Genomic DNA, 21,649 nt, shown 5'->3' with positions numbered 1-21,649 from the left:
ATGCCTGTAACTAATAATAGAGGCTCATCAAATCAATCATCAGGAAGTATACAGGTTGTGAAAGGTGAAGTCGTTTACAGTAACATCAGACCACAGGATAAAGATGGATGGCTTTTGGTAGCATTAGAAGGTGGTGGTACTAATAATATTCATGAAAATATCAAACTTCTTACATTGGGTGAGAAAAACGGTAGAGTCTATTATAAAATATTAAGCGACAGAAGGGATTTAATAGGAAAGACTGTTAGTTTAAAGAAGGAAAATGCCATACTTTGCACACATAAAGCTGGTCCAGTGCAAAAAAGTGCCATTCTGAAAGTAACATATAACGGCGGGCGTGTTGATGAATATTCGAGATTTAAAAGGGGTATGCTTTCCCAACAATTTGCCATAATGAATGTTAATGGTGCAAATATCAAAGTAACATTAAATAGTGCATGGCCTCCTTCTTTCTCATACTCCCCTATAATTCCAGGCACTCATAAAATAATGGCTCCAGATTATTCTCATAAAGTGGAAGGTGATACAACTGGGTATAGAGATGCATTTCCCCCAGGTACTATTAGATGTAACGATATTTGGTTTCCTATTGAACTAGAAGGAACAAAAGGTAATAGTTCGAGATATGTCCACCTTGGCAACGTTTCGCATGGGTGTGTAACTGTTTATGATGTGGAGAAATGGAATATTGTTTATAACTATCTTATTTCTCACAGAACGCCGGGAACGGATGGGACGTACGTAGATAAATTGGTTGTAGTGAGGTAATATTCATGAGATATTATATTTTATTACTTTTACTATTTTTCTCTATCGATGTATCAGGAGAAGAAGTCTGTGAAAAAGAACCAGAATATTTGGAATATTACCACCTCAAGCAAGAATTAGAAAATAGTCACACATCAAATGAAAAGATTTATCATATACTAGAGCAACAAATTAAAATTCTTGAGACATGTTATGAAAAACCCAGAGAGGACCTTTATGATTTCAGAAATAAAATCTATTCATATAAAATCAAAGGCAATAAAATTAAAGCAAGTAATATTTATGATTGTGATAGTATTTCCAGTAATAACCTATGTCTGAAAAAAGGCCGTGTTGACTGGGATTGGACTGATAGGATATATCCAAGATCCAGTTCAACGTTAAGAAGACCGATACCAGATAAAAATAATATAGAATTCCCATTTAGAGTTGATGGATATGAATTAGCCACAATAACCCTCACATACATTGATAACTTGGGAAGTAAAATTAATCGCCCAATAAAATATAAGAAAAATAACAATTTTGTTTATACTTCAGTAAATTTAAGTGAAGTTTATGATAAAAAAATTGTTATTGACAATCAATTCTCAAATTCTTGGTTGATTGTTATTTATAAAAACACAAACGGAAAATATCTTAAGGCCGTATGGTATTATGCTGAATGAGACCTCTTGCAAACTGATTTATTAAGACATAATGAAATATATAAACATGGAGTTGGTATAATGCCTGTTAGACTCAATACTATTCCTGGTCCTAAAATGTATCCAGTATCGCCTGGTTATATAAAATGGGGGAGCATGTTAGTTCTTTTACTAACTGTAGGAGTTGCAATCACTTCACTATTTGCAAGTGATGAACTAGTTAAAAATAGCCAGTATTTCTGGTACATGGCCTGCGGCATACCAGTATTAATATGGTTACTACTAGTGGCGATACGCTGGCTCGTATTTATAACATTCCAAATACAGGCCGACGCATGGAACCAGCGACGGGAAGAAGTGATTTTACAGGAAACGCGCCGAGGAAGGCGGGCACTACAAGTTCTTCATGTTTCTTTGTTAGTGGCAATAGAACGAGACGAGGAAGAAGATCTACTTGATGCTTTCCTTAATCGCAAGCAGATGCTAAATGCACGCTTTGTGCCAAAGAGCAATAACTGGGTACGCCATAGCATGGTTCCGGTACTTATCGGTGAAAATGTTTCCTGCCGTCTATCAAGAATCCTTTTGCAGCAGTTTATCGAGATCAAACAACAACTGGAGCTATTATCTGAAAATTTCCATATCAAAGTACTTCTGGATATTCATACTCCTCTTTCTGAGACAGAAGTAATAGCTATATGGCAGGATGAATGGCAAAAAAATGGGCTTCCTAAAGCACACCCATTTTCCACTTCAGAGCCGGGATTAGCCAATGTAGATGATTGGCTGGATAACCACATACAGGAAAAAGCCGTTCTACTAGTGAGTTCTGTATATCTGGAGCCAGAAAACCTTGCAACGACAGCAGAGTCCGCCTGTGTGCTATTACTGGCAAATCGACTAACTCAGGATGAACTTATTCCACGAGCACTACTACATCGCCCAGAGCGCATTACCACCATTGAGGCAATTGCAACAGGCGTTGAACAAGCACTGGACTGGGTACCTCTTTATCCCGAGGCTATATCAGGTACATGGGGCGCAGAGCTGAATACGAAACAACGCGCTGTACTGTTATCACTCAACCAACCGTTTTGCCAAGAGAGGACCCTGTATGATCTCGATACCTTTCTTGGCCGTTCCGGGCCTGTTGCACCGTGGTTATCTACTGCTATCGCAGCTCTGGCTGCAATATATTCACAACATCCCCAACTGACGTTCAGTGGAGTACCGAACAAAGATCATTTATGGGCAACCGTAGTATCGCCGTATGTTATTCCACTGGAGCATTGATAATAAAAAGGTAAGCGTCCAGTGACGGCGCCTTACCGTATGATTTCAGAACGCTATCCTTTCCTCAACCGAAGTGTTTTTCCGGATAAGACAGCCGTTCGCGCAGCTAAGTGCTGGGGCACTGCGGTAAGTGTCAACAACGGGTAAGCACACTAAGCAGTCAGCGGATAGATAATCGTTTACGACTTGCAGGACGGTTTAGGATGGGGTTCTACAAATTGCCTCACAGGGAATCGTATCTAAGGATCGAACCCAGAATTTGTTAACCGCCACTCAGATAAATGCTGCAAAAATAGCCTTACCATCATAAAGACACAGCAGCATTCAGAACAACTTATGAACACAGCAATCACAGCAGCGTGTAGAAAATGAGGTCCCGAAAAGGTGGTCATTCTGGTGGCCTTGATAAAACTGGATTTTTAATTTAGCTTAATCTTCAGCCAGTTAATGGCAAAGGCGATCCCAGTCAGAGGAGCCAAATTTAAGAAGCCTGCTTTCAAGCAGGCTTTTTGTTTTTCTGGTCCCTGATTTTTCTTCTGCACCCGATATGCAGTCGGGCTTTGGGCATTTCGCTTCGATGATGTAACACTCACCAAACTTCCCTGCCTTGCCGCAAAATCTCAACTCAGAATGGCTTCCAGTCGGGCCAGCACTTCATTCACGACAGCATCGGGTATACGTTCCAGACGCTTGCCATTTCGGGCGTCCATATCAATGGTTCCCGGCTGATCGCAGCGAATAGAGAGTAATGGAGCCGTCTCTGGGGTTCAATAATCAGGAAAACGAGCAGCAGGTCATAGACTTCTACTCATTTTCCAGCCAGTCAATGAAGAACTGGGTGAAGGCGGTAACCGGCAGCGGCTGAAGCCGTCGCTGCGGATAGACAAATTGCAGGCCGACATTTTTTTTATCAAAGCGGCTAAAGCCAATAAAACTTTCCGCAAACAGCAGTTGCAGCCTGCCCTGCTCCACATCACGCTTTACATCCCACCATGATTTGCTGGCAATACCCGCATCAGCCAATACCCACTGGCGGAGTAGCGCACCATCGTCACACACCATGGCTGGGGTAAAACGTAATGCGCTCTGTTTACCATCGTGCTCAAAACGCCATTCGTTCATGACCATGCCACGCAGCTCCAGGGCCAGGCATCGGTGGCGGTGTAAGTCCTCAATGGTATTGGGTGTGCCTGCCGCCCGGAGATAATTGGCTGAGGCGACCAGTACCCTATGATTCGGGCGGATATTTCTGACGACCAGGCTGCTGTCTGGCAGGTTTCCGAAGCGAATGCTCATATCCAGACGGTTGGCGACCAGATCTTCGACATTTTCGCCCAGGTATACCGAGCATTTCACTGTCGGATGCTGGCGGGAAAAATCGAGCAGCGCCGGGCTGAGGTACTGTCGGCCAAAATCAGAGGGGGCCGAAATGCGGATATTACCGCTGAGCACCCCTTCTTTTTGCGTAAGCAGCGACTCCGCGTGGTTCATTTCCTCCAGCACACGTAGTGCCGCGTGATAGAACTCCTCACCGGCACGCGTCATCGTAATGGCACGGGTGGAACGGTGGAATAGCCGGGTCTGATAACGCTCTTCAATCGCCTTTAGTCTGGCGGTCATGGTGGCCGCTGAGAGTCCCATACGGCGACCAGCGGCTGAAAGCCCGCCAGCCTCCACCACTGCAACCAGCAGTGCCATATCTTCGAGCTTTCCCATTATTCAGAAATCCTGAAAAGACAATCATATTTTAATGCCATTATCAAAATATCTCTCGCCACGTAAAGTATTTTCACAGATACATTACGGGGGACAGAAAATGCAAAATCGGACACTTTTTGACAGCTACCACTTAAAGGCTCTGAGCCTGAAAAACCGGATCGTAATGGCACCAATGACCCGGGCGCGGGCGTTACAGCCGGGAAACGTTCCTTCCGCATTAATGGCGGCGTATTACCAGCAGCGCGCCAGCGCGGGTTTGATCATTACCGAAGCCACGCAGATTTCACCGCAGGGCCAGGGATACTCCTGGACGCCAGGTCTGCACTCCGCTGAACAAGTTGAAGGATGGCTATTGAGTACAGAAGCCGTTCACCGTGCCGGAGGGATTATCTTTTCCCAGCTCTGGCACGTGGGGCGCATGTCATATGCGGGTTTCCATGAGGATGGTAAACCTGTCGCGCCGTCTGCACTCGCGCCCGATGCTCAGGTATGGGTTGTTGATGAGCAGGGGAAAGGACATATGGTTGACTGCCCGCAGCCGCGGGCACTTGAGCATACCGATATTCAGCAGATTATTGCTGATTATCGGCAGGCCGCATTAAACGCCATTAACGCCGGATTTGATGGTGTTGAGGTACATGGCGGTAATGGTTACCTGATCGATCAGTTTCTTCGCCGGACATCGAACAAACGTACCGATGAGTACGGCGGCAGCCTGGCTAACCGGATCCGTTTTGCGCAGGAGGTGCTGGATGCCATCAGCGACGCCATCGGCAATACGCGCACGGGCATACGCCTTTCCCCATTCATCACCCAGCGCGGAATGAACGACCCGCAGGTGACTGAGGCGATCCTCGCGCTGGCTGCATGGTGTGAAAAGAAAGGTATTGCCTATATCCACCTGGCAGAGGCTGACTGGGACGATGCCCCACAGGTACCTGCTGATTTTCGCGAAACTTTACGCGCCACCTTTAGCGGTACCCTTATTGTCGCTGGAAATTATACCCTGGACAAAGTGGACAAACTCCTTAAGGCGGGGCTGGCCGACCTGTTTGCCTTTGGCCGTCCGTTCATTGCCAACCCTGACCTGCCGTACCGGCTCAGGAATAACCTTCCATTAGCGACCATAAGCGATCCCGCCACGCTTTTTGGTGGAAACAGCGCAGGCTATACCGATTACCCATTTTATAAAACTGACGAGACGTAACAGGATGGTGAAAAAAACAGTAATCATCGGCGGAGCTTCCGGCATTGGCTTTGCCGTGGCTGGCGCTCTCGCTGAACAGGGAGAAAGCCTAATCCTTGCAGGACGGGACAGCGGAAAGCGGATGCAGGCCAGGGACATCGCAAAAGCTATCTGTTTGTTATGGACAATCCGTTTGTCACCGGAACCCTACTGGATATCGAAGGCGGCGCGCTGATTAACTCATCCTGACGTTACACCCACAGGCGGCTGAAATGCGCCCGAGTCACCTGTTTCCCTTAGGCAACAAAAAGGACATTCTTATGAAAAAGTTGACGCTTTATCCTCAACGACTGGCGGCACTTATGCTTCTTCCCATGGCCAGCGCTGTGTTTTCTGCACCGCTTGAACTGGTAAAACCCCATGAATTAATTGCGGAAAGCCAGTTATCTTCCGCACACGTGGCGATGCTTGAAACTGTCGCAAGACGTTACGCAACATTCTGGAATACGGGCGATGAAGCCCTGGCCCGTGAGGCATTGGCCGATAATTTTGTCGATAAGACACCGCCCGAGGGGCGCAAACAGGGACCAGAAGGCGCGCTTCTGGCCTCACGTGCCTTCCGTACCGCCGTCCCGGATCTGAGTTGCGAGGTTGAGCAGATGATCATTGCAGGCGATCGCGTGGTATCGCACCTTCATTTTCGCGGGCATTTCACGGGAACCTTCGGCAAATTGAAAGGTACAGGCCAGAAGGTTGATTTTATCGCGACGGATATCTATCAGGTCAGGAACAATAAAATTATTGCGAACTGGCATCTTGAAGATAACCTGACCCTGATGAAACAACTGGGCGTGTTATAAAATGGCTGCCCGGAGCGGTGATATTGTCAGGCAGTTTGGCAAGGGTTGAAATATTTCAATATCCGTCCCTGGCATCTGCACGCCGATACCGCGCAAGGTGGCGATAAATAAGGGGCAGAGGTGCACGCTCTGCTCAATTCTTCGCTCCCGGATAACATCCAGACATTTTGCGCATACAACCTATTATTCGACCTCGCCGATGATCATTCCTCTCTTCTCGCCTATTATCGCCAACGTCAAGCAAAGGAACCCACCACATGGACACCCGCCAGCTCAAACAAGCCTACGCACACCTCGTTGCCGGTAAATATTATAAGGTGGCGAAAACCTTCGTCGATTACGACGGAGTCACCCGTTTTGAAGGCGAAGTCTGGAAGTTTGTTGGTTCCAGTTTTTTGGCGTATGAAAGTGGGCTGTCGCTGTTTTTCAAAATCAAAGGAAAGGTCGTGCAGGTGAGATTACAGGCTATCCCGGAAGAACAAAGCCATATCACTGAACATCTCGACCAGTATTTTGTTGAACATAACCCGTGGTGGCAGTTCTGGTGATACGTCGCGCCGCAGAGTGATAATAAAACGCGATGAAGAACGGGTTGCGACACACGTGATAACCTCTTATTTTGAAGACATTTCTTCCCCATTGAGGGGCAATATTGCGTCAGCTAACGAGGGAAAATGGAGCGCTTGTTTGTCTACGGGACACTACGTCCGGGTCACTCTAATGCTTATATTCTGGAAAACATTGGTGGTGAATGGCTGCCGGGTTATGTGACGGGCACGTTTTACGAACGCGGCTGGGGTGCAGCAGCGGATTTTCCGGGGATTGTGTTACACAAAAACGGGCCGCAGGTTCAGGGTTACCTGTTTACCTCGGATAATCTTGAGGCGCACTGGCCAATGCTGGATGAATTTGAAGATGGCTACGATCGCGTTGAAGTTGACGTCATCACCACAAATGGCGAGCAGCTCAGCGCATGGATTTATCAGCTACAACCGCAAACGCAGCCGTAAGCGATGTGAATGTAACGCCTCGCCTGTTTGAACAGTGCGAGGCGTTATTGCTTTTTAATCGCGCCAGCCCATCGCCGGCGCAACATGTTTCAGAATGGACTCAATTACGTGCACGTTGTACTCCACGCCCAATTGATTCGGCACCGTCAGCAATAAGGTGTCCGCTTCGGCAATCGCCTCATCCTGTTTCAACTGTTCAACAAGCTTGTCCGGCTCGGCGGCAAAGCTGCGCCCAAAAATCGCACGGGTTTTCTCGTCGAGGAAACCGACTTTATCGCTGTCATCACGGCCTGAGCCGAAATACATCCGGTCCTGATCGTTCATCAGGGCAAAAATACTGCGGCTGACCGAAACGCGTGGCGTACGGGTGTGCCCTGCTTCCGCCCAGGCTTCTCGATAGGCGCGGATCTGTTTTGCCTGCTGAATGTGGAACGGCTCGCCGGTTTCATCATCTTTCAACGTCGAGCTTTGCAGGTTCATCCCCAGCTTCGCCGCCCATACTGCGGTGGCGTTAGAGCCTGCGCCCCACCAGATACGCTCACGCAGCCCGTCGGAAAAAGGCTCAGGACGCAGCAGGCCCGGCGGATTTGGGAACATCGGCTGCGGATTGGGTTTCGCGAAACCTTCACCACGCAGCACATCCAGCAGCACTTCAGTGTGGCGACGCGCCATATCCGACTCGTTTTCCCCCTCAGACGGGACGTAGCCAAAGTAGCGCCAGCCATCAATAACCTGTTCCGGGGAGCCACGGCTGATGCCCAGTTGCAAACGCCCACCGGAGATCAAATCGGCTGCACCCGCGTCTTCTGCCATATAGAGCGGGTTCTCGTAGCGCATGTCGATAACGCCCGTGCCAATTTCAATGTTGCTGGTTTTCGCCCCAATCGCCGACAGCAGCGGGAACGGCGAGCTTAACTGGCGCGCAAAATGGTGCACCCTGAAATAAGCGCCATCGGCTCCCAGTTCTTCGGCGGCAACCGCCAGATCGATGGATTGCAGCAGCGCGTCAGCGGCCGAACGGGTTCCCGACTGCGGCGACGGCGTCCAGTGACCAAATGACAAAAATCCAATCTTCTTCATGACGTGGGTCCTTATTCTCAGGGATATGTCGGCAGCAAATAACCTCGCTGCCTTTGATGCTCACTACTCTACGCATTACCCGATGAGAATAAATATCGTTTGTTTAACATAATGCATCAAATTAATTGACTAACCTGCGGGAAAACCGCTTATTTCACATTCAACAACGCCGCTTCCATCAGTTCCCCCAGCTTCGCTCGCGCACCGGTATCTGCCACCTTCCCGTGCCCGTGCGCCAGCATAATCCCCAGATTGCCCGGCGATGGCAGCGTACTTCCCGCTACGCGAAGATGAGCGGGCATCCCGACACGCGTGCGTAGCGTGATGCCAAGCCCCGCCTGCACCGCCGCCCAGATACCGCTCAGACTGTGGCTGACAAACACCACGCGCCAGGGAATTCCCGCCCGATCCAGGCAGGCGATGGCGCGTGAGCGCATCAGGCACGGGTTTTCAAACATCACCAGCGGCAACGGCTCACCCTGTGCCAGCAGCGCACTAATATCCGTTTCCGGATGCTGTATCCACTCAAGCTGACACTGACCGATAAGTTTCCCCTCGCGCGGGCTGTTTTCCGATTGCCACAGAAGCGCCATATCCAGCGCGTCGTCATCCAGCGCCGAGAGCAGCGCCTGATTGCGATCCACCCGGGCAATGATCCGCAGCCCCGGATGGTGGCGCCTGAACTCGCCCAGAATGCCGGGCATCAGCGATTCGCCAAAGTCTTCCTGCATACCAATACAGATCTCCCCCTGAAGCAGCTCGCCTTTCAATGCCCGCTGCGCCTCGTCATTAAGCGCCAGCAGACGACGGGCGTAGCCCATCAGGATCTCGCCATTGCGGGTTAATGCCAGGTGGCGGCCCTGCTTCACCACCAGTTCGGCATCGCACTGCTGTTCCAGCTTTTTAAGCTGTGCGCTTACCGCCGAGGTCGAGCGGCACAAGCGGCTTGCCGCCAGCGCAAAGCTGCCGCACTCAATGCCGGTTACAAAACTGCGCAGCGCGTCGAGGTCGAGCGTTAAGGGAAGTTTGTCCATTATCGTCCTGAAATACGGGATGGTAGATTGCAGATAATTTGATTTTCAGGACGAAACTATGGCGCCAGAATCGCTTTACTGTCAATACGGAGAGAAAACCATGGCTAAATCCCTCGATCGTGGAACCCTGGCCCGCGTTGCGCCGAAGCTGGCCGAACTGAGTCAGGACGTGCTGTTCAATGATATCTGGCAACGGGAGACGCTTTCTCCACGTGAGCGCAGCCTGGTCACACTGGGTGCGCTGACGGCGCTGGGCCGCGTGCAGCAGCTTCCCTGGCATATCAATTTCGCACAGCAAAATGGCCTGAGCCGCGAAGAGTTAGCCGAAGTCTTCACCCATCTGGCGTTCTATGCGGGCTGGCCTGCGGCAGTATCTGCCCTCGGCTGTCTGGAAGAGGAGTAAGCGTATGCCCTTCACCCGTATCACTCTGCGCCAGGGGTATAGTGACGCGCAGATAACGCAGATTTCCGGCATCCTGCAGCAGACGCTGGAGGACGAATTTTCCGTTCCAACCGGTGACCGTTTTCAGGTATTTGAAGCGCTACCGGTCAACCAGCGCGTGTTTGACCGCCACTATAAAAGCGGCGGGCGCAGCGATAATTTCATTCAGTTTCATATTCTCGCGGGGAAACCCCGCACGCCTGAGCAGAAGCAAAATCTCTGCCGCGTACTCTGCCAACGGCTACAAAGCGCGCTGAATATTCACCCGGATGATGTGATGGTGATGATCCAGTTCAATACCGTCGATGAATGGAGTTTCAGCCAGGGTCGGTTGTTGTCGAAGGAGGCGTGATGATTGTGATGCAATACCGCTTTACTCTGCCTGCCGACTACGACATGGCGGTGATTGAGACGCGCATCCGGGAAAACGGCGCGAGGCTGGACGGCTTCCCAGGCCTGCTGGTTAAGGCGTACCTTTTTTCCCGGCGCGAGGACGCACATTGCGCTGAGAATCGCTATGCGCCGCTGTATGTCTGGAGAAATCCCGAAGCGATGACGCGGTTTTTACAGAGTCCCGGCTTTAAAAAGCTGACAGAGGATTTTGGCTGGCCGCAGATTGATACCTGGCTGGCGCTGCGTCTGCCCGATATTGATGAGGTGCGCAATGCCGCCTGGCTGTCGATGCGAAAGCTGCCGATTGCCGCACACAGCGACCTGGCGACCTTGCCGCCAGAGGGGCAGCTTTGCGCGTGGGATGTGAGTCGCTGGCAGTGGTTGCAGGTGGATCCTGGTGCTGCGCCGCAGGCGGGGAGCGAGAATTACCGGGTTGGCTATGTGGCAAGTGGGGTGTAATTCGGGAAGGTTGTGAATCGCAGATATCCCGGATGGCGCTTCGCTAATCGGGTATACATCCGGGGTAAGGGTGAGGAGGACAACGCCCATAAAAAACCCCGCCGGAGCGGGGTTTTGAGTTACAGCCAACAGATTACGCTTTGGCGCGACTGGCAATGATATCGTCCGCCACATTGCGCGGGGCTTCCGCGTAATGGTGGAACTCCATGCTGTAGGTCGCGCGGCCCTGTGACATGGAACGCAGCGTGGTGGAGTAACCAAACATCTCCGCCAGCGGCACGTCGGCGCGGATAATCTGGCTACCGAAGCGCTCTTCCATGCCCTGCACCATCCCGCGACGGGAAGAGAGATCGCCCATGATATTCCCGGCGTACTCTTCCGGTGTTTCCACTTCCACATGCATAATCGGCTCAAGGATCGCCGGGTCCGCTTTGCGCGCGCCATCTTTAAAACCGAAGATCGCCGCCATACGGAAGGCCATTTCCGAGGAGTCGACGTCGTGATACGAACCAAATGTCAGGGTCGCTTTTACGTCCACCACCGGATAACCCGCCAGCACGCCGTTGTTCATGGCTTCGCGCAGCCCTTTTTCCACAGACGGAATGTACTCGCGCGGCACCACGCCGCCTTTGGTGGCATCTTCAAACACGAAGCCACTGCCCGGCTCCAGCGGTTCAAGGCTCAGCACAACATGTCCGTACTGCCCCTTACCGCCGGACTGACGCACAAATTTCCCTTCAATCTCTTTCACCGCTTTACGCAGGGTCTCGCGGTAAGTGACCTGCGGACGCCCGATATTCGCTTCCACGCCAAACTCACGTTTCATACGGTCGACGATAATTTCCAGGTGTAACTCACCCATCCCGGAAATGATGGTCTGCCCGGACTCTTCGTCAGTGTGCAGACGGAACGACGGGTCTTCAGACGCCAGGCGCTGCAAGGCGATACCCATTTTTTCCTGGTCCGCTTTGGTTTTCGGCTCAATCGCCAGCGAAATCACCGGCTCCGGGAACTCCATGCGCTCCAGAGTTATCACCGCATCCGGATCGCTCAGGGTGTCGCCGGTGGTCACATCTTTTAGCCCCACACAGGCGGCAATATCGCCCGCCCGCAGCTCGTCGACTTCATGGCGATCGTTGGCATGCATCTGCACGATACGACCAATACGCTCTTTTTTACCTTTCACCGGATTCCATACCGCGTCGCCTTTTTTCAGCACGCCGGAATAGACACGGATAAAGGTCAGTTGACCCACGTACGGGTCGGTCATCAGTTTGAACGCCAGGGCCGAGAACGGCTCATCATCGTTCGGATGACGTTCCGCAGGCTGGCCTTTTTCGTCGACGCCCTGAATCGCCGGAATATCCAGCGGCGACGGCATCAGCTCAATCACCGCGTCGAGCATGCGCTGCACGCCTTTGTTTTTAAACGCGCTACCGCACAGCATCGGTTGGATTTCCCCGGCCACGGTGCGTTTACGCAGCCCGGCGATGATTTCCGCTTCGTCCAGATCGCCCGTTTCCAGGTATTTGTCCATCAGCTCATCGCTGGCTTCGGCCGCCGCAGAGACCATTTTTTCACGCCACTCCTGGGCGGTGGCCAGCAAATCATCCGGCACAGGCGCATAGCTAAAGGTCATACCCTGTGTGGCGTCGTCCCAGACAATGGCGCGCATTTTGATGAGATCCACCACGCCAGTGAAATGCTCTTCCGCACCGATAGGGATAACAATCGGCACCGGGTTCGCTTTCAGGCGGTCAATCATCATCTGCACCACGCGGAAAAAATCCGCGCCGGGGCGGTCCATTTTGTTGACGAACGCCAGGCGCGGCACATGGTATTTGTTGGCCTGCCGCCAGACGGTTTCCGACTGCGGTTGTACGCCGCCAACGGAGTCATAAACCATCACTGCACCATCCAGTACTCGCATGGATCGTTCCACTTCAATAGTGAAATCCACGTGCCCTGGGGTGTCGATGATATTGATGCGATGCGGCTCATAACCTCTGTCCATACCTGGCCAGAAGCAGCTTACCGCCGCGGACGTAATGGTAATCCCGCGCTCTTGCTCCTGTTCCATCCAGTCGGTTGTTGCCGCGCCATCGTGTACTTCACCCAGTTTGTGGCTCATCCCGGTGTAAAACAGGATGCGCTCTGTGGTTGTCGTTTTACCGGCATCGATGTGCGCGGAGATACCGATGTTGCGATAACGTTCGAGGGGAATGGGTCGGGGCATGATGCGTCCTTAGTCAGTTTGACAATAAATGGCCGATATGGCCGGTTAGGTTTCGCAAACTATAATAGTCCAATTGTACGAGTATTCTAGTACTATTTTTAAATTTTGCGCTATCATTGAGATTGTTGGTCCTGATGCATGGCGCATAGCCGTGCCTGTACGCATCGGGTATATTACCGGCCAGCCGCCGATACGGGCTGCTGCTCATGATGAGCAGAGCAACCGCCGACTCAGGAAAACTATGATTGCGAACCACCCCGATACCGAACAAATATTGCTGGAAAACGTCCTTTTTGCCCTTGGTAACCCTTTACGTCTGGCGATGATCAAGCGGCTCGCCGATGGCAGTGAGTTGAGTTGCAATGCATTGCGCCCGGAGGATGTGGCAAAGTCCACCATGACCCATCACTGGCGCGTGCTGCGCGACAGCGGCGTGGTCTGGCAGCGTCCGCAGGGGCGGGAGAATATGATTTCGCTACGCAGGGAAGACCTGGACGCCCGTTTTCCCGGGCTGCTGGATACGTTGTTGCAGGTGATGCAGGCGGGAAGGTAAGCCCCCCCTCCCCTAAGGAGAGGGACGCAAACACATCATGTAGCCCCGGTAAGCATCGCGCCACCGGGGACATTTTACTTACTTTCGGGCAACACAATATTGCTGTTAGCCAGCATTCCCATCTTATTGTGCATGGCGCAGGCGGCATCCACCAGTTGCATGGCTAATGCCGCGCCGCTGCCCTCGCCCAGACGCATCCCCATATTCAGATACGGCTCCAGACCGAGGTTTTGCAGGGCGATACGCGCGCCTTTCTCCGCCGAAAGATGCGACGGGATCAGATAATCCTTCACTTTCGGCTCGATACGGCACGCCGCCAGCGCCGAGGCATAGGATAAGAACCCATCCAGCACCACCGGCAGGCCGCATGACGCGGCACCGATCATCACGCCCGTCATCCCCAGCAGGTCAAAACCACCGACTTTCGCCAGCACATCCAACCCATTGTTTGCATCAGGCTGGTTAATCTCAATGGCGCGACGCACCACCTGCGCTTTATGTCCAAGCTGCGACTCAGGCAAATTCGCGCCAATGCCCACAACCAACTCCGGCGCTTCCCCGGTCAGCACGCTGACAATCGCCGCTGCCGGTGTCGTGTTCGCCATACCCAGCTCGCCCACGCCAAAAAGCTGCACGCCATCGGCCGCCTGTTCGCGGGTATAGCGAATGGTTTCCAGCAGCAGTTCCTGCGCTTGTGCGGCACTCATTGCCGGACCCTGGGCGATGTTGTTACTGCCACGCGCGACTTTCATATTGATAACGCCGGGAATCGGATCGCTGTCGATACCGACATCCAGCACATGCACTTTCGCCCCGGCCTGCGCTGCCAGCACGCAAACACCCGTGGTGCCCTGCGTCATATTCGCCGCCTGAATAGCCGTCACAATTTGCGGTGAAATCGCCACCCCTTCGTGCCAGACGCCATGGTCAGCGCACATCACGATAATGGCCTTCTTCCCGGACTGTGGTTTGCCGCCTAACCCCGGCATCCCGGCGAGCTGCACCGCCAGCGACTCCAGACGCCCCAGGCTTCCGGGCGGCTTGAGTAACCCATCAATATGCTGTTGCGCCTGCGCCATCGCACCCTGATCGAGCGCGGGAATTGCTGCCAGTAACGAAGTCAGTGTTTGCATAGGAATTCTCAGTAGTGGTAAGGCGCCGCTCAAAGCAGCGCCAGAAGGAAGACCAGTTCACCCAGTTCAATGGCGGCACCCAGGGTGTCGCCCGTTTGCCCGCCCAGCGTGCGTTTAAGCATCAGGCCGAGCAGAAAAATCGCCAGCACGGTTATCAGCACAGCCGTCAGGCCGCGTGCCCCTTCCAGCCCCACCGCCACCAGCAGCGCAAGCGCCAGAGTGATAACAGTCTGCATGAAAGTGACTTTGCCGATAAACAAATTACCCAGCCCCTCCTCGCGGGCGTAGCGATGACCATACATCATCACCACAGCGCAACCGCGCCCGGCTGCACAGGCCGCGGCTAACGCCGCCGGAACCGCAAGCCCACGCAAAGAGAGTTCGCTGATAACAAGCATTTTCGCCACCAGCACAAACACCAACGCCAGCCCACCGTGAGTACCCAGACGGCTGTCGCGCATGATTTCCAGCATCCGCTCGCGTGTGCGGGCAGAAAAGACGCCATCACAGGTATCCGCTAAACCATCGAGATGAAAGCCGCCGGTCAGCAACGCCAGCGCCAGAACCGCAAAGAGGGCCGCCAGCGGCGCACCGCACCAGGGCTGGAGCAGCATAAACACACCACCGCTGATACCGCCAAGTACCACGCCAACAAACGGAAAGGTGACGATACCACGCACGTAGTCCTGCACCTCCAGCCCCTGAACCAGGCGGGATGGCACCGGCAAACGGCTGATAAACGACAGCGTGGCAAAAAACAACCTGATCATTTGATTTTGACTCCGATCCCCGACACCACCAGCCAGACGTTATCCGCCGCCTGCGCCAGACGTTGATTCACCCGCCCGGCGATATCGCGAAAATGCCGCGCCAGACGGTTTTCCGGCACAATGCCCATCCCCACTTCGTTGGTCACCAGCACCACCGGCGCCGGGCAACGTTCACAGGCGGCGATTAATCGCTCAATCTCTTCCTGCACCTGCGCTTCCAGCAGCGCATAGTCCCAGCCGTCCGGGTCGCTCTCGCCACCCTGCGCGAACAACAGATTGGTCACCATGGTGGTGATGCACTCCAGTAAAATGGCCTCATCCGGGGAGTTATTCGTAGTGATGATATCGGCCAGCCCCTGCCAGCGCTCTTCGGTGCGCCAGTGCGCCGGGCGACTATCCCGATGATGCTGAATGCGGGCCGCCATCTCTTCATCAAAGATTTGCGAAGTGGCGATGTAGAGAACCCCCTTCGCATTTGCGACCAGCGATTCGGCGTGGCGGCTTTTGCCGCTGCGCGCCCCACCCGTAACCAGCGTTAACATGCGCGTTCCTGATGTTGATGCATAATCTGATAGATCCTGTCGATGTCGATATTCTTACGCATGGCATCTGCCAGCAGGTCAAACTGCTGCGCTTTGTAGTGGGCATAATCCACCGTGCTATCCAGCGGCGGCAAGCCTTTGCGCGCCCGCAACGCGTTAATCAACGTACGGGTAAAATCATTGCTGTCAAAAAGCCCGTGCAGATAGGTGCCAAATACCAGCCCGTCTTCACTGACCGCACCATCGGCGATGCGTTGCCCCTCTTTTTCCAGCCACAACATCGGACGACACCCTTCATGCAGCGTGGTTTCACCCATATGGATCTCATAGCCGTGGAGGAGAAGATGCCCGCAGCCCGCCAGCAGTCCGGGAAGTTCGCCCTGCACGGAGGCCGCCACCAGGGTGGTGGTTTTGTTCTGCGCAAAATGAGTAACGGTATTGAGCAGCCCCAGCCCCGGCTGCGTACCCAGGCCAGATTCCACCTCATCGACAATGGTTTCGCCGAGCATCTGGTAACCACCACAAACACCCAGTACGGGCACGCCCTGGCGATGCTGTTGTAAAACCGCCTGCGCCAGCCCGCTCTCCTGTAGCCAGGCAAGATCCCCCAGCGTGTTTTTGCTGCCGGGGAGGATAATCAAATCGGTGTTGTGCAGCTCTTGTGGCGAGCGAACATAGTGCACGCGCACGTCCGGTTGCGCGGCGAGGGCGTTAAAATCGGTGAAATTAGAGATGTGCGGCAGTTGCACCACGGCAATATCGATGGCCCGCTCGCCGGTGCGCAGGTATTTGCCACGCTGCAGCGCCACGCCGTCTTCGTCTTCTAAATCTACCTCCAGCCACGGCATCACCCCCAGCACCGGCACCCCGGTCAGGGCTTCAATCTGTTTAATGCCGGGGGTGAGCAAGGCCACGTCGCCGCGGAATTTATTAATGATGACCCCTTTTACGCGCCAGCGTTCATGTTCCTGCAACAGCGCAAGGGTGCCATAAATCGCAGCGAAAACGCCGCCCCTGTCGATGTCTGCTACCAGCACCACCGGGCAACCGGCCATCTCCGCCATGCCCATGTTGACAATATCGCGATCGCGCAGGTTAATCTCGGCCGGGCTGCCCGCCCCTTCCAGTACAATAGCGTCGTATTCACGATTCAGGCTCTGGTAGACGCTGATAATCTGCTCGCGCAGACGCGGTTTGTAGTCGTGATAGCTGACGGCGTCCATATCGCTCGCCACTTTGCCCATCAGCACCACCTGCGCTTTACGGTCGCTGGTGGGTTTGAGCAGAACCGGGTTCATGCGCACATCCGGGATGATACCCGCCGCTTCCGCCTGAAAAATTTGCGCACGCCCCATCTCTTGCCCGTCCGGGGTGATACCCGAATTAAGCGCCATATTCTGCGATTTAAAGGGGGCGGTCTTTAATCCATCCTGATACAGGATGCGGCACAGCCCCGCCACCAGCACGCTTTTACCCACGTCTGATGCCGTGCCCTGGAGCATAATCGCCAGCGTCATGACGCCTCCTTAATGTACGTTTCCCGCATGCGGGTAAAGAATTCGGCTTCACTTTTACACAGCGGCATTCCCAGTTCGCTATGCAGTTTTACCAGCCAGGGCTGCGTTAACCCCGCCTGTTCAATCTGTGCTTTTTGGGCAAAAACCTCACCCGGCGTGCCGTACGCCAGCCTTTCGCCGCGGCGTAGAACATACACCGCATCGCAAATCTCATAAATCAAATCAATATCATGGCTGGAGATCACCACATGATTCCCCTGCGCCACAATCCGCTGAATGATCGCGATCATCTGGGTGCGCCCCGAGGGGTCCAGCCCGGCGGTGGGTTCATCCAGCAGCAGATACTTCGCCTGTAAGACCAGCGCCCCGGCAATGGCGACGCGCTTTTTCTGCCCGTGGCTGAGGCACTGAATCGGCTGATGGCGAAAAGAGTACGCATCCACCAGCGTCAGCGCATCATCGGTGCGCCGGGCAATCTCCGCTTCCTCCACGCCAATGTTGCGCAGGGCAAAGGCGATATCGCTGTCGATATCGGTATAAAAAATCTGCTGATCGGGATCCTGAAAGACGGTAGCGACCTGCTGGCGCAGCGCAAGCAGCCCGCGCTTGCTGTAATCCAGCGGTTTTCCCTGCCACAGCACCGCGCCTTGTTGCGGACGTAAAATACCGCTCAGGTTCATAAACAGCGTCGATTTCCCGCAGCCGTTCGCCCCCACCAGCCCGGTGACCGGCTGGCGCGAAAAATCGAGCGTTAACCCTTTCAGAATGGGCTCTTCCTGATAACTGAACCACAACCCCTCGGTCGCCAGCATGCCATTCCTTACAGGTGAAAATCACCCTGATAGAGTTTGATATCCAGCGTGGTTGCCATCTCTTTGTAGCGCAGCAACACGCGGGTAAATAAAAGCCCAACCAGCATCGCCAGCGAGCGGTAGCCCAGCGGCAAGGTTCGGTAACCAAAGCGCAGGGTTTGCGCCCGGTGAATTGCCGCGGCCTCTTCCAGCAGGATAAAGATAAACCGCCAGGTCAGCAGGATTTGCTCGGTCAACAGACGCGGCACTCGCCCCTTTCTGAGTAACACGATGAGCTGCGGAAACGGCAGGTTCAGCACCAGCCAGAAGGTGGCCGCCAGCGCCGCCAGGCTGCGCCAGAAGGTCGTATTGGCCATCGCCAGCCCTTCCGGCAAAACGCCCAGCCAGTAGCTTCCCAGTGGAATGCCCACCAACAAGTGCTGCGGCTGCTGGGTGATGCTAAACAATATTGTCACCACCCCCACCAGCAGAAAACCAATGGGGATCGCCATCCAGCGTAACCAGCGCCAGAACGAAATGCGTAGTAGCCAGCAGGTAAACGCCGCCAGCACAACCAGCAAGGCTCCCTGCCCGACCGGGGGCAGCGAAAACGCCAGGACCATCATCGCCAGCCAGAGAAAGAATTTGCGCTCCGGGGCAACAGTAAACCAGCGGCTCTGGTAGCTCAGCCGGTCAAGCCCGTTCGTCAGCACGCTGTCTGCCTTTCATGTAACCCAGAATGTAGAAAATAACCGCCGCGCCCAGCGATCCTTGCAGGGTAAAGAGCAGGCTTTCAATTTCCCCGCTGGCGGGTTCATACAGCGGCTGGAACCAGGGTTTATAGTGTGGCGCAACGGCCTGAATCTGGCTTTCCGCCTCGCCGTCAGAGCCACCGTACTCGCCGCCGTGATTGATAAAGAACGGCAGAATCACCAGCGCGATAACCATCGCGAGCAAAATCAGTGTCTTTTTCATCTTAATGTCCCTGTGCGGTGATCAACTGACGTTTAGTGAGCTGGTCGTAGATCATTACCGTGAGCAGCCCTTCGGCAATCGCGATAGGGATCTGCGTCAGGCAAAAGATACCCATAAACTTGATGATGGAAGCGCTCGCCCCAGCCTGCGGATCCGGGAAGGCCACGCCAAGCTGCACAGAGGTGACAAAGTAGGTCACCAGATCAGCGAGCATGGCACATAAAAAGACCCCAACATCACGGCGAATACCCGCGCGACAGGCCATCTGCCAGACCAGATAACCGACGACAGGCCCGATCACCGCCATCGACATGCCGTTTGCCCCAAGCGTTGTCAGGCCGCCGTGCGCCAGCAGCAGCGCCTGAAACAGCAGCACAATCGCGCCGAGGACAGCCACCACGCCCGGCCCGAAGAGGATAACCGCCAGGCCCACCCCTGTCGGGTGTGAGCAACTGCCCGTCACGGATGGAATTTTCAGCGCCGAGAGCACGAAGATAAACGCACCGCAAAGCGCCAGCAGCACCTTTTGATTACTGTCTTCCGCCACGATACGGCGCAGACGCACCAGCCCGTACCACAGGCAGGGTAAAAACAACATCCACCAGGCCAGCGCCCATAACGGCGGTAAAAAGCCTTCCATGATATGCATGGCAAATGCCTGCTCCGGTACGACAAGCAGTAACAGACCTGCTGCCAGCCCGCTTAACGACAGGCGTTTAAGCTGTTGTTCCCGTTTCATCGCCTCTCCCACTGTTTATTAACCAGAATGGTCGAAAAATACGGCAGTGGCTGTTCGTCGCTCACCTCAGCGAGTTGCCGCCAGCACTGCTCTCCCGGCAGGGTTGCTTCGGCCATCATCACTGCGCGGTCAAGCAATCCGGCATCGGCCAGCAACGCTTTGACGCGTGCGAAGCGGCCATAGACTTTCATCAACACCAGGCTGTCGTGGTTCGCCAGCGCCTGTTTAATCTCCGCCTCCGGCGCGGTACAGGAGACCACCGCCAGCGACTGCTGCTCCATGGCGAGCGGCGTTTGCGCGCGCGCGGCAATGGCGGCAAAAGAGGTCACCCCAGGCACGATTTCCAGCCAGTCAGGACGCCCCAGACGCTGCAATAAGAAGACCCAGGTGCTAAACAGCATGGCGTCGCCCAGGGTGATGAAACCCACCTGTTTTCCGGCCAGAGTTTCTGCGCTAAGCGCGGCAGCAACTTCATCCCAGACGGCCTCTTTTTCCGCACTGTCGGCGCTCATCGGGAAATGGGTACAGCGGATTTCCGTCTGCTCGCCCAGATATTCCCGCACAATGGAGAGCGCCAGACTGTCGCCTCCTTTGCGCCCCGCCGGGGCATAGAGCACATCAAGTTTGCCGAGAATGCGCGCAGCACGAACGGTGAGAAGGTCGCTGGCGCCGGGGCCAATCCCTAATGCGTAGAGTCTGCCGCTCATGCCGCCACCTCCAGAGACTGGCTCAGCGCCTGATGCAGGTGCGCGACAAACATCGCGCGGATAGCCGGGTTTTCGCCCAGCCCCTGCAACCACGGCGTTGCGGCAATCCCGACCCGCTCAAACTGCGTTTTCCACGAATCTTCTTCATCAGAGGCCATATCGTTAATGGCATGATCGCCTGCCACCAGCATCAGCGGCATCAGGTGTACCGCGCTGATCCCTTCGCGGCGCAGACTGTCGATCAACACATCTACCTCCGGGTAGCTTTCCACCGCACCGACACGCGCCGGGAAACGGTGTGCCGCCATCATATGATCGAGACAGGCGTAAGCGGCGAAGGCGTGATGGCTGGCGCCGTGGCCCATAAACACCACTTTTTCACCGTCTGCCAGTACCGGCATCTGGCGGGCCAGCGCCTGCATCAGATGCATGTAGTCGTCGTGGCTGCTGAGCAGCGGTGCGCCGATCACCATGCGTTTGAACAGATGCCGCAGGGTTTGTACCTCACGAACAATTTTTTCGTATTCGTCACCGTTAATGATGTGCAACGACTGGATAGCCACATCCTGATAGCCCAGGTCTGCCAGTTTTTGCAGTGCCTGCAAAGGGGTGTCGATGTGCAGGTTGTCGCGGCGTTTGAGCTTGCGAATGATCATTCCTGAGGTAAATGCCCGAAACAGCGTGCGATCGGGGCAACTGGCGGCCAGTTCCCGTTCACAGGCCACAATGTTCTTTTCGCAGGTGTCGTGATAGCTGGTGCCGAAACTCACCACCAGAAGCGCTTTTTTCATGTTC

General features: G+C 54.2%; 27 protein-coding genes and 1 pseudogene. 12 read left to right on the top strand and 16 right to left on the bottom strand.

Annotated features, from left to right (window positions below; genetic code table 11):
- The 3 genes from ACS0RQ_RS09815 to ACS0RQ_RS09805 are packed head-to-tail and all read left to right on the top strand — an operon-like array spanning window position 1 to window position 2,708.
- Window positions 1–768, top strand: a complete 768-nt coding sequence (locus ACS0RQ_RS09815) for a hypothetical protein (RefSeq protein WP_271850601.1) — start codon at window positions 1–3, stop codon at window positions 766–768.
- Window positions 769–773: 5 nt separating this feature from the next.
- Entirely contained in the window at window positions 774–1,436 is a 663-nt protein-coding gene (locus ACS0RQ_RS09810) for a hypothetical protein (RefSeq protein WP_334633523.1), read from the top strand.
- A 60-nt stretch (window positions 1,437–1,496) separates the two neighbouring features.
- Window positions 1,497–2,708 (top strand): KPHS_23130 family T6SS system protein, encoded by a 1,212-nt coding sequence (locus tag ACS0RQ_RS09805; protein ID WP_334312442.1) that lies wholly within the window; start codon window positions 1,497–1,499, stop codon window positions 2,706–2,708.
- A 419-nt stretch (window positions 2,709–3,127) separates the two neighbouring features.
- Here the strand turns inward: ACS0RQ_RS09805 and ACS0RQ_RS09800 are convergent, their stop codons facing one another.
- The 3 genes and pseudogenes from ACS0RQ_RS09800 to ACS0RQ_RS09790 all read right to left on the bottom strand — a co-directional run bounded on the left by ACS0RQ_RS09800 (window position 3,128) and on the right by ACS0RQ_RS09790 (window position 4,424).
- Window positions 3,128–3,301 carry a hypothetical protein gene (locus tag ACS0RQ_RS09800; protein WP_271850604.1) on the bottom strand — a complete coding sequence of 58 codons (174 nt, stop codon included), beginning with the start codon at window positions 3,299–3,301 and terminating at the stop codon, window positions 3,128–3,130.
- Window positions 3,302–3,328: 27 nt separating this feature from the next.
- A pseudogene (locus tag ACS0RQ_RS09795) lies at window positions 3,329–3,448 on the bottom strand (type II toxin-antitoxin system PemK/MazF family toxin); the annotation flags it as partial.
- 64 nt (window positions 3,449–3,512) lie between these two features.
- Complete coding sequence (locus ACS0RQ_RS09790; protein WP_271850605.1) at window positions 3,513–4,424, bottom strand: LysR family transcriptional regulator; 912 nt, start codon at window positions 4,422–4,424, stop codon at window positions 3,513–3,515.
- A 100-nt stretch (window positions 4,425–4,524) separates the two neighbouring features.
- Here ACS0RQ_RS09790 and ACS0RQ_RS09785 point away from each other — a divergent pair, with 100 nt between their 5' ends.
- From ACS0RQ_RS09785 to ACS0RQ_RS09765, 5 genes are all read left to right on the top strand, one after another.
- Window positions 4,525–5,634, top strand: a complete 1,110-nt coding sequence (locus ACS0RQ_RS09785; RefSeq protein ID WP_271850606.1) for an alkene reductase — start codon at window positions 4,525–4,527, stop codon at window positions 5,632–5,634.
- 4 nt (window positions 5,635–5,638) lie between these two features.
- Window positions 5,639–5,848 (top strand): hypothetical protein, encoded by a 210-nt coding sequence (locus ACS0RQ_RS09780; RefSeq protein WP_271850607.1) that lies wholly within the window; start codon window positions 5,639–5,641, stop codon window positions 5,846–5,848.
- A gap of 85 nt (window positions 5,849–5,933) precedes the next feature.
- Window positions 5,934–6,473 carry an ester cyclase gene (locus ACS0RQ_RS09775; protein WP_079496546.1) on the top strand — a complete coding sequence of 180 codons (540 nt, stop codon included), beginning with the start codon at window positions 5,934–5,936 and terminating at the stop codon, window positions 6,471–6,473.
- Between the two features lie 257 nt (window positions 6,474–6,730).
- Window positions 6,731–7,021 (top strand): DUF3601 domain-containing protein, encoded by a 291-nt coding sequence (locus ACS0RQ_RS09770; RefSeq protein ID WP_110294448.1) that lies wholly within the window; start codon window positions 6,731–6,733, stop codon window positions 7,019–7,021.
- 126 nt (window positions 7,022–7,147) lie between these two features.
- Window positions 7,148–7,483 (top strand): gamma-glutamylcyclotransferase family protein, encoded by a 336-nt coding sequence (locus ACS0RQ_RS09765; RefSeq protein WP_041851877.1) that lies wholly within the window; start codon window positions 7,148–7,150, stop codon window positions 7,481–7,483.
- 54 nt (window positions 7,484–7,537) lie between these two features.
- Here ACS0RQ_RS09765 and ACS0RQ_RS09760 read toward each other — a convergent pair whose 3' ends face one another.
- Complete coding sequence (locus tag ACS0RQ_RS09760; RefSeq protein WP_271850608.1) at window positions 7,538–8,563, bottom strand: LLM class flavin-dependent oxidoreductase; 1,026 nt, start codon at window positions 8,561–8,563, stop codon at window positions 7,538–7,540.
- A 149-nt stretch (window positions 8,564–8,712) separates the two neighbouring features.
- Window positions 8,713–9,597 (bottom strand): LysR substrate-binding domain-containing protein, encoded by an 885-nt coding sequence (locus tag ACS0RQ_RS09755; RefSeq protein ID WP_334633527.1) that lies wholly within the window; start codon window positions 9,595–9,597, stop codon window positions 8,713–8,715.
- 100 nt (window positions 9,598–9,697) lie between these two features.
- On the opposite strand from ACS0RQ_RS09755, the gene ACS0RQ_RS09750 reads away from it, so the two are divergent.
- Genes ACS0RQ_RS09750 through ACS0RQ_RS09740 form a run of 3 tightly spaced genes read left to right on the top strand, consistent with a single transcriptional unit; the run spans window position 9,698 to window position 10,891 of the window.
- Window positions 9,698–10,000, top strand: a complete 303-nt coding sequence (locus ACS0RQ_RS09750) for a carboxymuconolactone decarboxylase family protein (RefSeq protein ID WP_271850610.1) — start codon at window positions 9,698–9,700, stop codon at window positions 9,998–10,000.
- Between the two features lie 4 nt (window positions 10,001–10,004).
- Entirely contained in the window at window positions 10,005–10,391 is a 387-nt protein-coding gene (locus tag ACS0RQ_RS09745) for a tautomerase family protein (RefSeq protein WP_271850611.1), read from the top strand.
- On the top strand, window positions 10,391–10,891 hold the full coding sequence (locus tag ACS0RQ_RS09740) for a DUF4865 family protein (RefSeq protein WP_271850613.1): 501 nt from the start codon (window positions 10,391–10,393) through the stop codon (window positions 10,889–10,891). Before ACS0RQ_RS09745 ends, ACS0RQ_RS09740 begins: the two co-directional genes overlap by 1 nt.
- A 133-nt stretch (window positions 10,892–11,024) precedes the next feature.
- On the opposite strand, the gene fusA is transcribed toward ACS0RQ_RS09740, so the two are convergent.
- Complete coding sequence (fusA, locus tag ACS0RQ_RS09735) at window positions 11,025–13,127, bottom strand: elongation factor G (protein WP_041851882.1); 2,103 nt, start codon at window positions 13,125–13,127, stop codon at window positions 11,025–11,027.
- Window positions 13,128–13,368: 241 nt separating this feature from the next.
- Between fusA and ACS0RQ_RS09730 the strand changes: the two genes are divergently transcribed.
- Window positions 13,369–13,680, top strand: a complete 312-nt coding sequence (locus ACS0RQ_RS09730) for an ArsR/SmtB family transcription factor (RefSeq protein ID WP_041851883.1) — start codon at window positions 13,369–13,371, stop codon at window positions 13,678–13,680.
- Window positions 13,681–13,754: 74 nt separating this feature from the next.
- Here the strand turns inward: ACS0RQ_RS09730 and cobT are convergent, their stop codons facing one another.
- From cobT to cbiK, 10 genes are read right to left on the bottom strand one after another with little or no spacing between them, the layout of a single operon-like run.
- Window positions 13,755–14,813, bottom strand: a complete 1,059-nt coding sequence (gene cobT, locus ACS0RQ_RS09725) for a nicotinate-nucleotide--dimethylbenzimidazole phosphoribosyltransferase (protein ID WP_271850614.1) — start codon at window positions 14,811–14,813, stop codon at window positions 13,755–13,757.
- Between the two features lie 29 nt (window positions 14,814–14,842).
- Entirely contained in the window at window positions 14,843–15,583 is a 741-nt protein-coding gene (cobS, locus tag ACS0RQ_RS09720) for an adenosylcobinamide-GDP ribazoletransferase (protein WP_271850615.1), read from the bottom strand.
- Window positions 15,580–16,125, bottom strand: coding sequence for a bifunctional adenosylcobinamide kinase/adenosylcobinamide-phosphate guanylyltransferase (gene cobU / locus ACS0RQ_RS09715; protein WP_271850616.1), 546 nt, complete (start codon window positions 16,123–16,125; stop codon window positions 15,580–15,582). Before cobU ends, cobS begins: the two co-directional genes overlap by 4 nt.
- Window positions 16,119–17,642 carry a cobyric acid synthase gene (locus ACS0RQ_RS09710; protein WP_271850617.1) on the bottom strand — a complete coding sequence of 508 codons (1,524 nt, stop codon included), beginning with the start codon at window positions 17,640–17,642 and terminating at the stop codon, window positions 16,119–16,121. The genes cobU and ACS0RQ_RS09710 overlap by 7 nt, the downstream gene beginning before the upstream one ends.
- Entirely contained in the window at window positions 17,639–18,454 is an 816-nt protein-coding gene (locus ACS0RQ_RS09705) for an energy-coupling factor ABC transporter ATP-binding protein (protein WP_271850618.1), read from the bottom strand. The genes ACS0RQ_RS09710 and ACS0RQ_RS09705 overlap by 4 nt, the downstream gene beginning before the upstream one ends.
- Before the next feature lie 8 nt (window positions 18,455–18,462).
- The gene (locus tag ACS0RQ_RS09700) at window positions 18,463–19,143 is read right to left on the bottom strand and encodes an energy-coupling factor ABC transporter transmembrane protein (RefSeq protein ID WP_271850666.1); all 681 of its coding nucleotides are present in this window, start codon (window positions 19,141–19,143) and stop codon (window positions 18,463–18,465) included.
- Complete coding sequence (locus ACS0RQ_RS09695; protein ID WP_041851889.1) at window positions 19,127–19,408, bottom strand: energy-coupling factor ABC transporter substrate-binding protein; 282 nt, start codon at window positions 19,406–19,408, stop codon at window positions 19,127–19,129. Before ACS0RQ_RS09695 ends, ACS0RQ_RS09700 begins: the two co-directional genes overlap by 17 nt.
- Before the next feature lies 1 nt (window position 19,409).
- Complete coding sequence (gene cbiM / locus ACS0RQ_RS09690; protein WP_271850619.1) at window positions 19,410–20,147, bottom strand: cobalt ECF transporter S component CbiM; 738 nt, start codon at window positions 20,145–20,147, stop codon at window positions 19,410–19,412.
- The gene (locus tag ACS0RQ_RS09685; RefSeq protein ID WP_271850620.1) at window positions 20,144–20,854 is read right to left on the bottom strand and encodes a cobalt-factor II C(20)-methyltransferase; all 711 of its coding nucleotides are present in this window, start codon (window positions 20,852–20,854) and stop codon (window positions 20,144–20,146) included. The genes cbiM and ACS0RQ_RS09685 overlap by 4 nt, the downstream gene beginning before the upstream one ends.
- A complete protein-coding gene (gene cbiK / locus ACS0RQ_RS09680) occupies window positions 20,851–21,645 on the bottom strand; it encodes a sirohydrochlorin cobaltochelatase (RefSeq protein WP_041851892.1) in 795 nt (264 codons plus the stop codon). Before cbiK ends, ACS0RQ_RS09685 begins: the two co-directional genes overlap by 4 nt.
- Window positions 21,646–21,649: the final 4 nt, after the last annotated feature.

It is taken from the genome of Phytobacter diazotrophicus, assembly GCF_052061655.1.
GTDB classification, from domain to species: Bacteria; Pseudomonadota; Gammaproteobacteria; order Enterobacterales; family Enterobacteriaceae; genus Phytobacter; species Phytobacter diazotrophicus.
The sequence above is the reverse complement of the archived record's forward strand: the minus strand, read 5'-3'. Positions and strand labels throughout refer to the sequence as shown.

What these genes read in the sequence shown, in the direction of transcription:
- ACS0RQ_RS09815 (WP_271850601.1), top strand. Translation starts at nt 1, where the DNA reads ATGCCTGTAACTAATAATAGAGGCTCATCAAATCAATCATCAGGAAGT.
- ACS0RQ_RS09810 (WP_334633523.1), top strand. Translation starts at nt 774, where the DNA reads ATGAGATATTATATTTTATTACTTTTACTATTTTTCTCTATCGATGTA.
- ACS0RQ_RS09805 (WP_334312442.1), top strand. Translation starts at nt 1,497, where the DNA reads ATGCCTGTTAGACTCAATACTATTCCTGGTCCTAAAATGTATCCAGTA.
- ACS0RQ_RS09790 (WP_271850605.1), bottom strand. Translation starts at nt 4,424, where the DNA reads ATGGGAAAGCTCGAAGATATGGCACTGCTGGTTGCAGTGGTGGAGGCT.
- ACS0RQ_RS09785 (WP_271850606.1), top strand. Translation starts at nt 4,525, where the DNA reads ATGCAAAATCGGACACTTTTTGACAGCTACCACTTAAAGGCTCTGAGC.
- ACS0RQ_RS09780 (WP_271850607.1), top strand. Translation starts at nt 5,639, where the DNA reads ATGGTGAAAAAAACAGTAATCATCGGCGGAGCTTCCGGCATTGGCTTT.
- ACS0RQ_RS09775 (WP_079496546.1), top strand. Translation starts at nt 5,934, where the DNA reads ATGAAAAAGTTGACGCTTTATCCTCAACGACTGGCGGCACTTATGCTT.
- ACS0RQ_RS09770 (WP_110294448.1), top strand. Translation starts at nt 6,731, where the DNA reads ATGGACACCCGCCAGCTCAAACAAGCCTACGCACACCTCGTTGCCGGT.
- ACS0RQ_RS09765 (WP_041851877.1), top strand. Translation starts at nt 7,148, where the DNA reads ATGGAGCGCTTGTTTGTCTACGGGACACTACGTCCGGGTCACTCTAAT.
- ACS0RQ_RS09760 (WP_271850608.1), bottom strand. Translation starts at nt 8,563, where the DNA reads ATGAAGAAGATTGGATTTTTGTCATTTGGTCACTGGACGCCGTCGCCG.
- ACS0RQ_RS09755 (WP_334633527.1), bottom strand. Translation starts at nt 9,597, where the DNA reads ATGGACAAACTTCCCTTAACGCTCGACCTCGACGCGCTGCGCAGTTTT.
- ACS0RQ_RS09750 (WP_271850610.1), top strand. Translation starts at nt 9,698, where the DNA reads ATGGCTAAATCCCTCGATCGTGGAACCCTGGCCCGCGTTGCGCCGAAG.
- ACS0RQ_RS09745 (WP_271850611.1), top strand. Translation starts at nt 10,005, where the DNA reads ATGCCCTTCACCCGTATCACTCTGCGCCAGGGGTATAGTGACGCGCAG.
- ACS0RQ_RS09740 (WP_271850613.1), top strand. Translation starts at nt 10,391, where the DNA reads ATGATTGTGATGCAATACCGCTTTACTCTGCCTGCCGACTACGACATG.
- fusA (WP_041851882.1), bottom strand. Translation starts at nt 13,127, where the DNA reads ATGCCCCGACCCATTCCCCTCGAACGTTATCGCAACATCGGTATCTCC.
- ACS0RQ_RS09730 (WP_041851883.1), top strand. Translation starts at nt 13,369, where the DNA reads ATGATTGCGAACCACCCCGATACCGAACAAATATTGCTGGAAAACGTC.
- cobT (WP_271850614.1), bottom strand. Translation starts at nt 14,813, where the DNA reads ATGCAAACACTGACTTCGTTACTGGCAGCAATTCCCGCGCTCGATCAG.
- cobS (WP_271850615.1), bottom strand. Translation starts at nt 15,583, where the DNA reads ATGATCAGGTTGTTTTTTGCCACGCTGTCGTTTATCAGCCGTTTGCCG.
- cobU (WP_271850616.1), bottom strand. Translation starts at nt 16,125, where the DNA reads ATGTTAACGCTGGTTACGGGTGGGGCGCGCAGCGGCAAAAGCCGCCAC.
- ACS0RQ_RS09710 (WP_271850617.1), bottom strand. Translation starts at nt 17,642, where the DNA reads ATGACGCTGGCGATTATGCTCCAGGGCACGGCATCAGACGTGGGTAAA.
- ACS0RQ_RS09705 (WP_271850618.1), bottom strand. Translation starts at nt 18,454, where the DNA reads ATGCTGGCGACCGAGGGGTTGTGGTTCAGTTATCAGGAAGAGCCCATT.
- ACS0RQ_RS09695 (WP_041851889.1), bottom strand. Translation starts at nt 19,408, where the DNA reads ATGAAAAAGACACTGATTTTGCTCGCGATGGTTATCGCGCTGGTGATT.
- cbiM (WP_271850619.1), bottom strand. Translation starts at nt 20,147, where the DNA reads ATGAAACGGGAACAACAGCTTAAACGCCTGTCGTTAAGCGGGCTGGCA.
- ACS0RQ_RS09685 (WP_271850620.1), bottom strand. Translation starts at nt 20,854, where the DNA reads ATGAGCGGCAGACTCTACGCATTAGGGATTGGCCCCGGCGCCAGCGAC.
- cbiK (WP_041851892.1), bottom strand. Translation starts at nt 21,645, where the DNA reads ATGAAAAAAGCGCTTCTGGTGGTGAGTTTCGGCACCAGCTATCACGAC.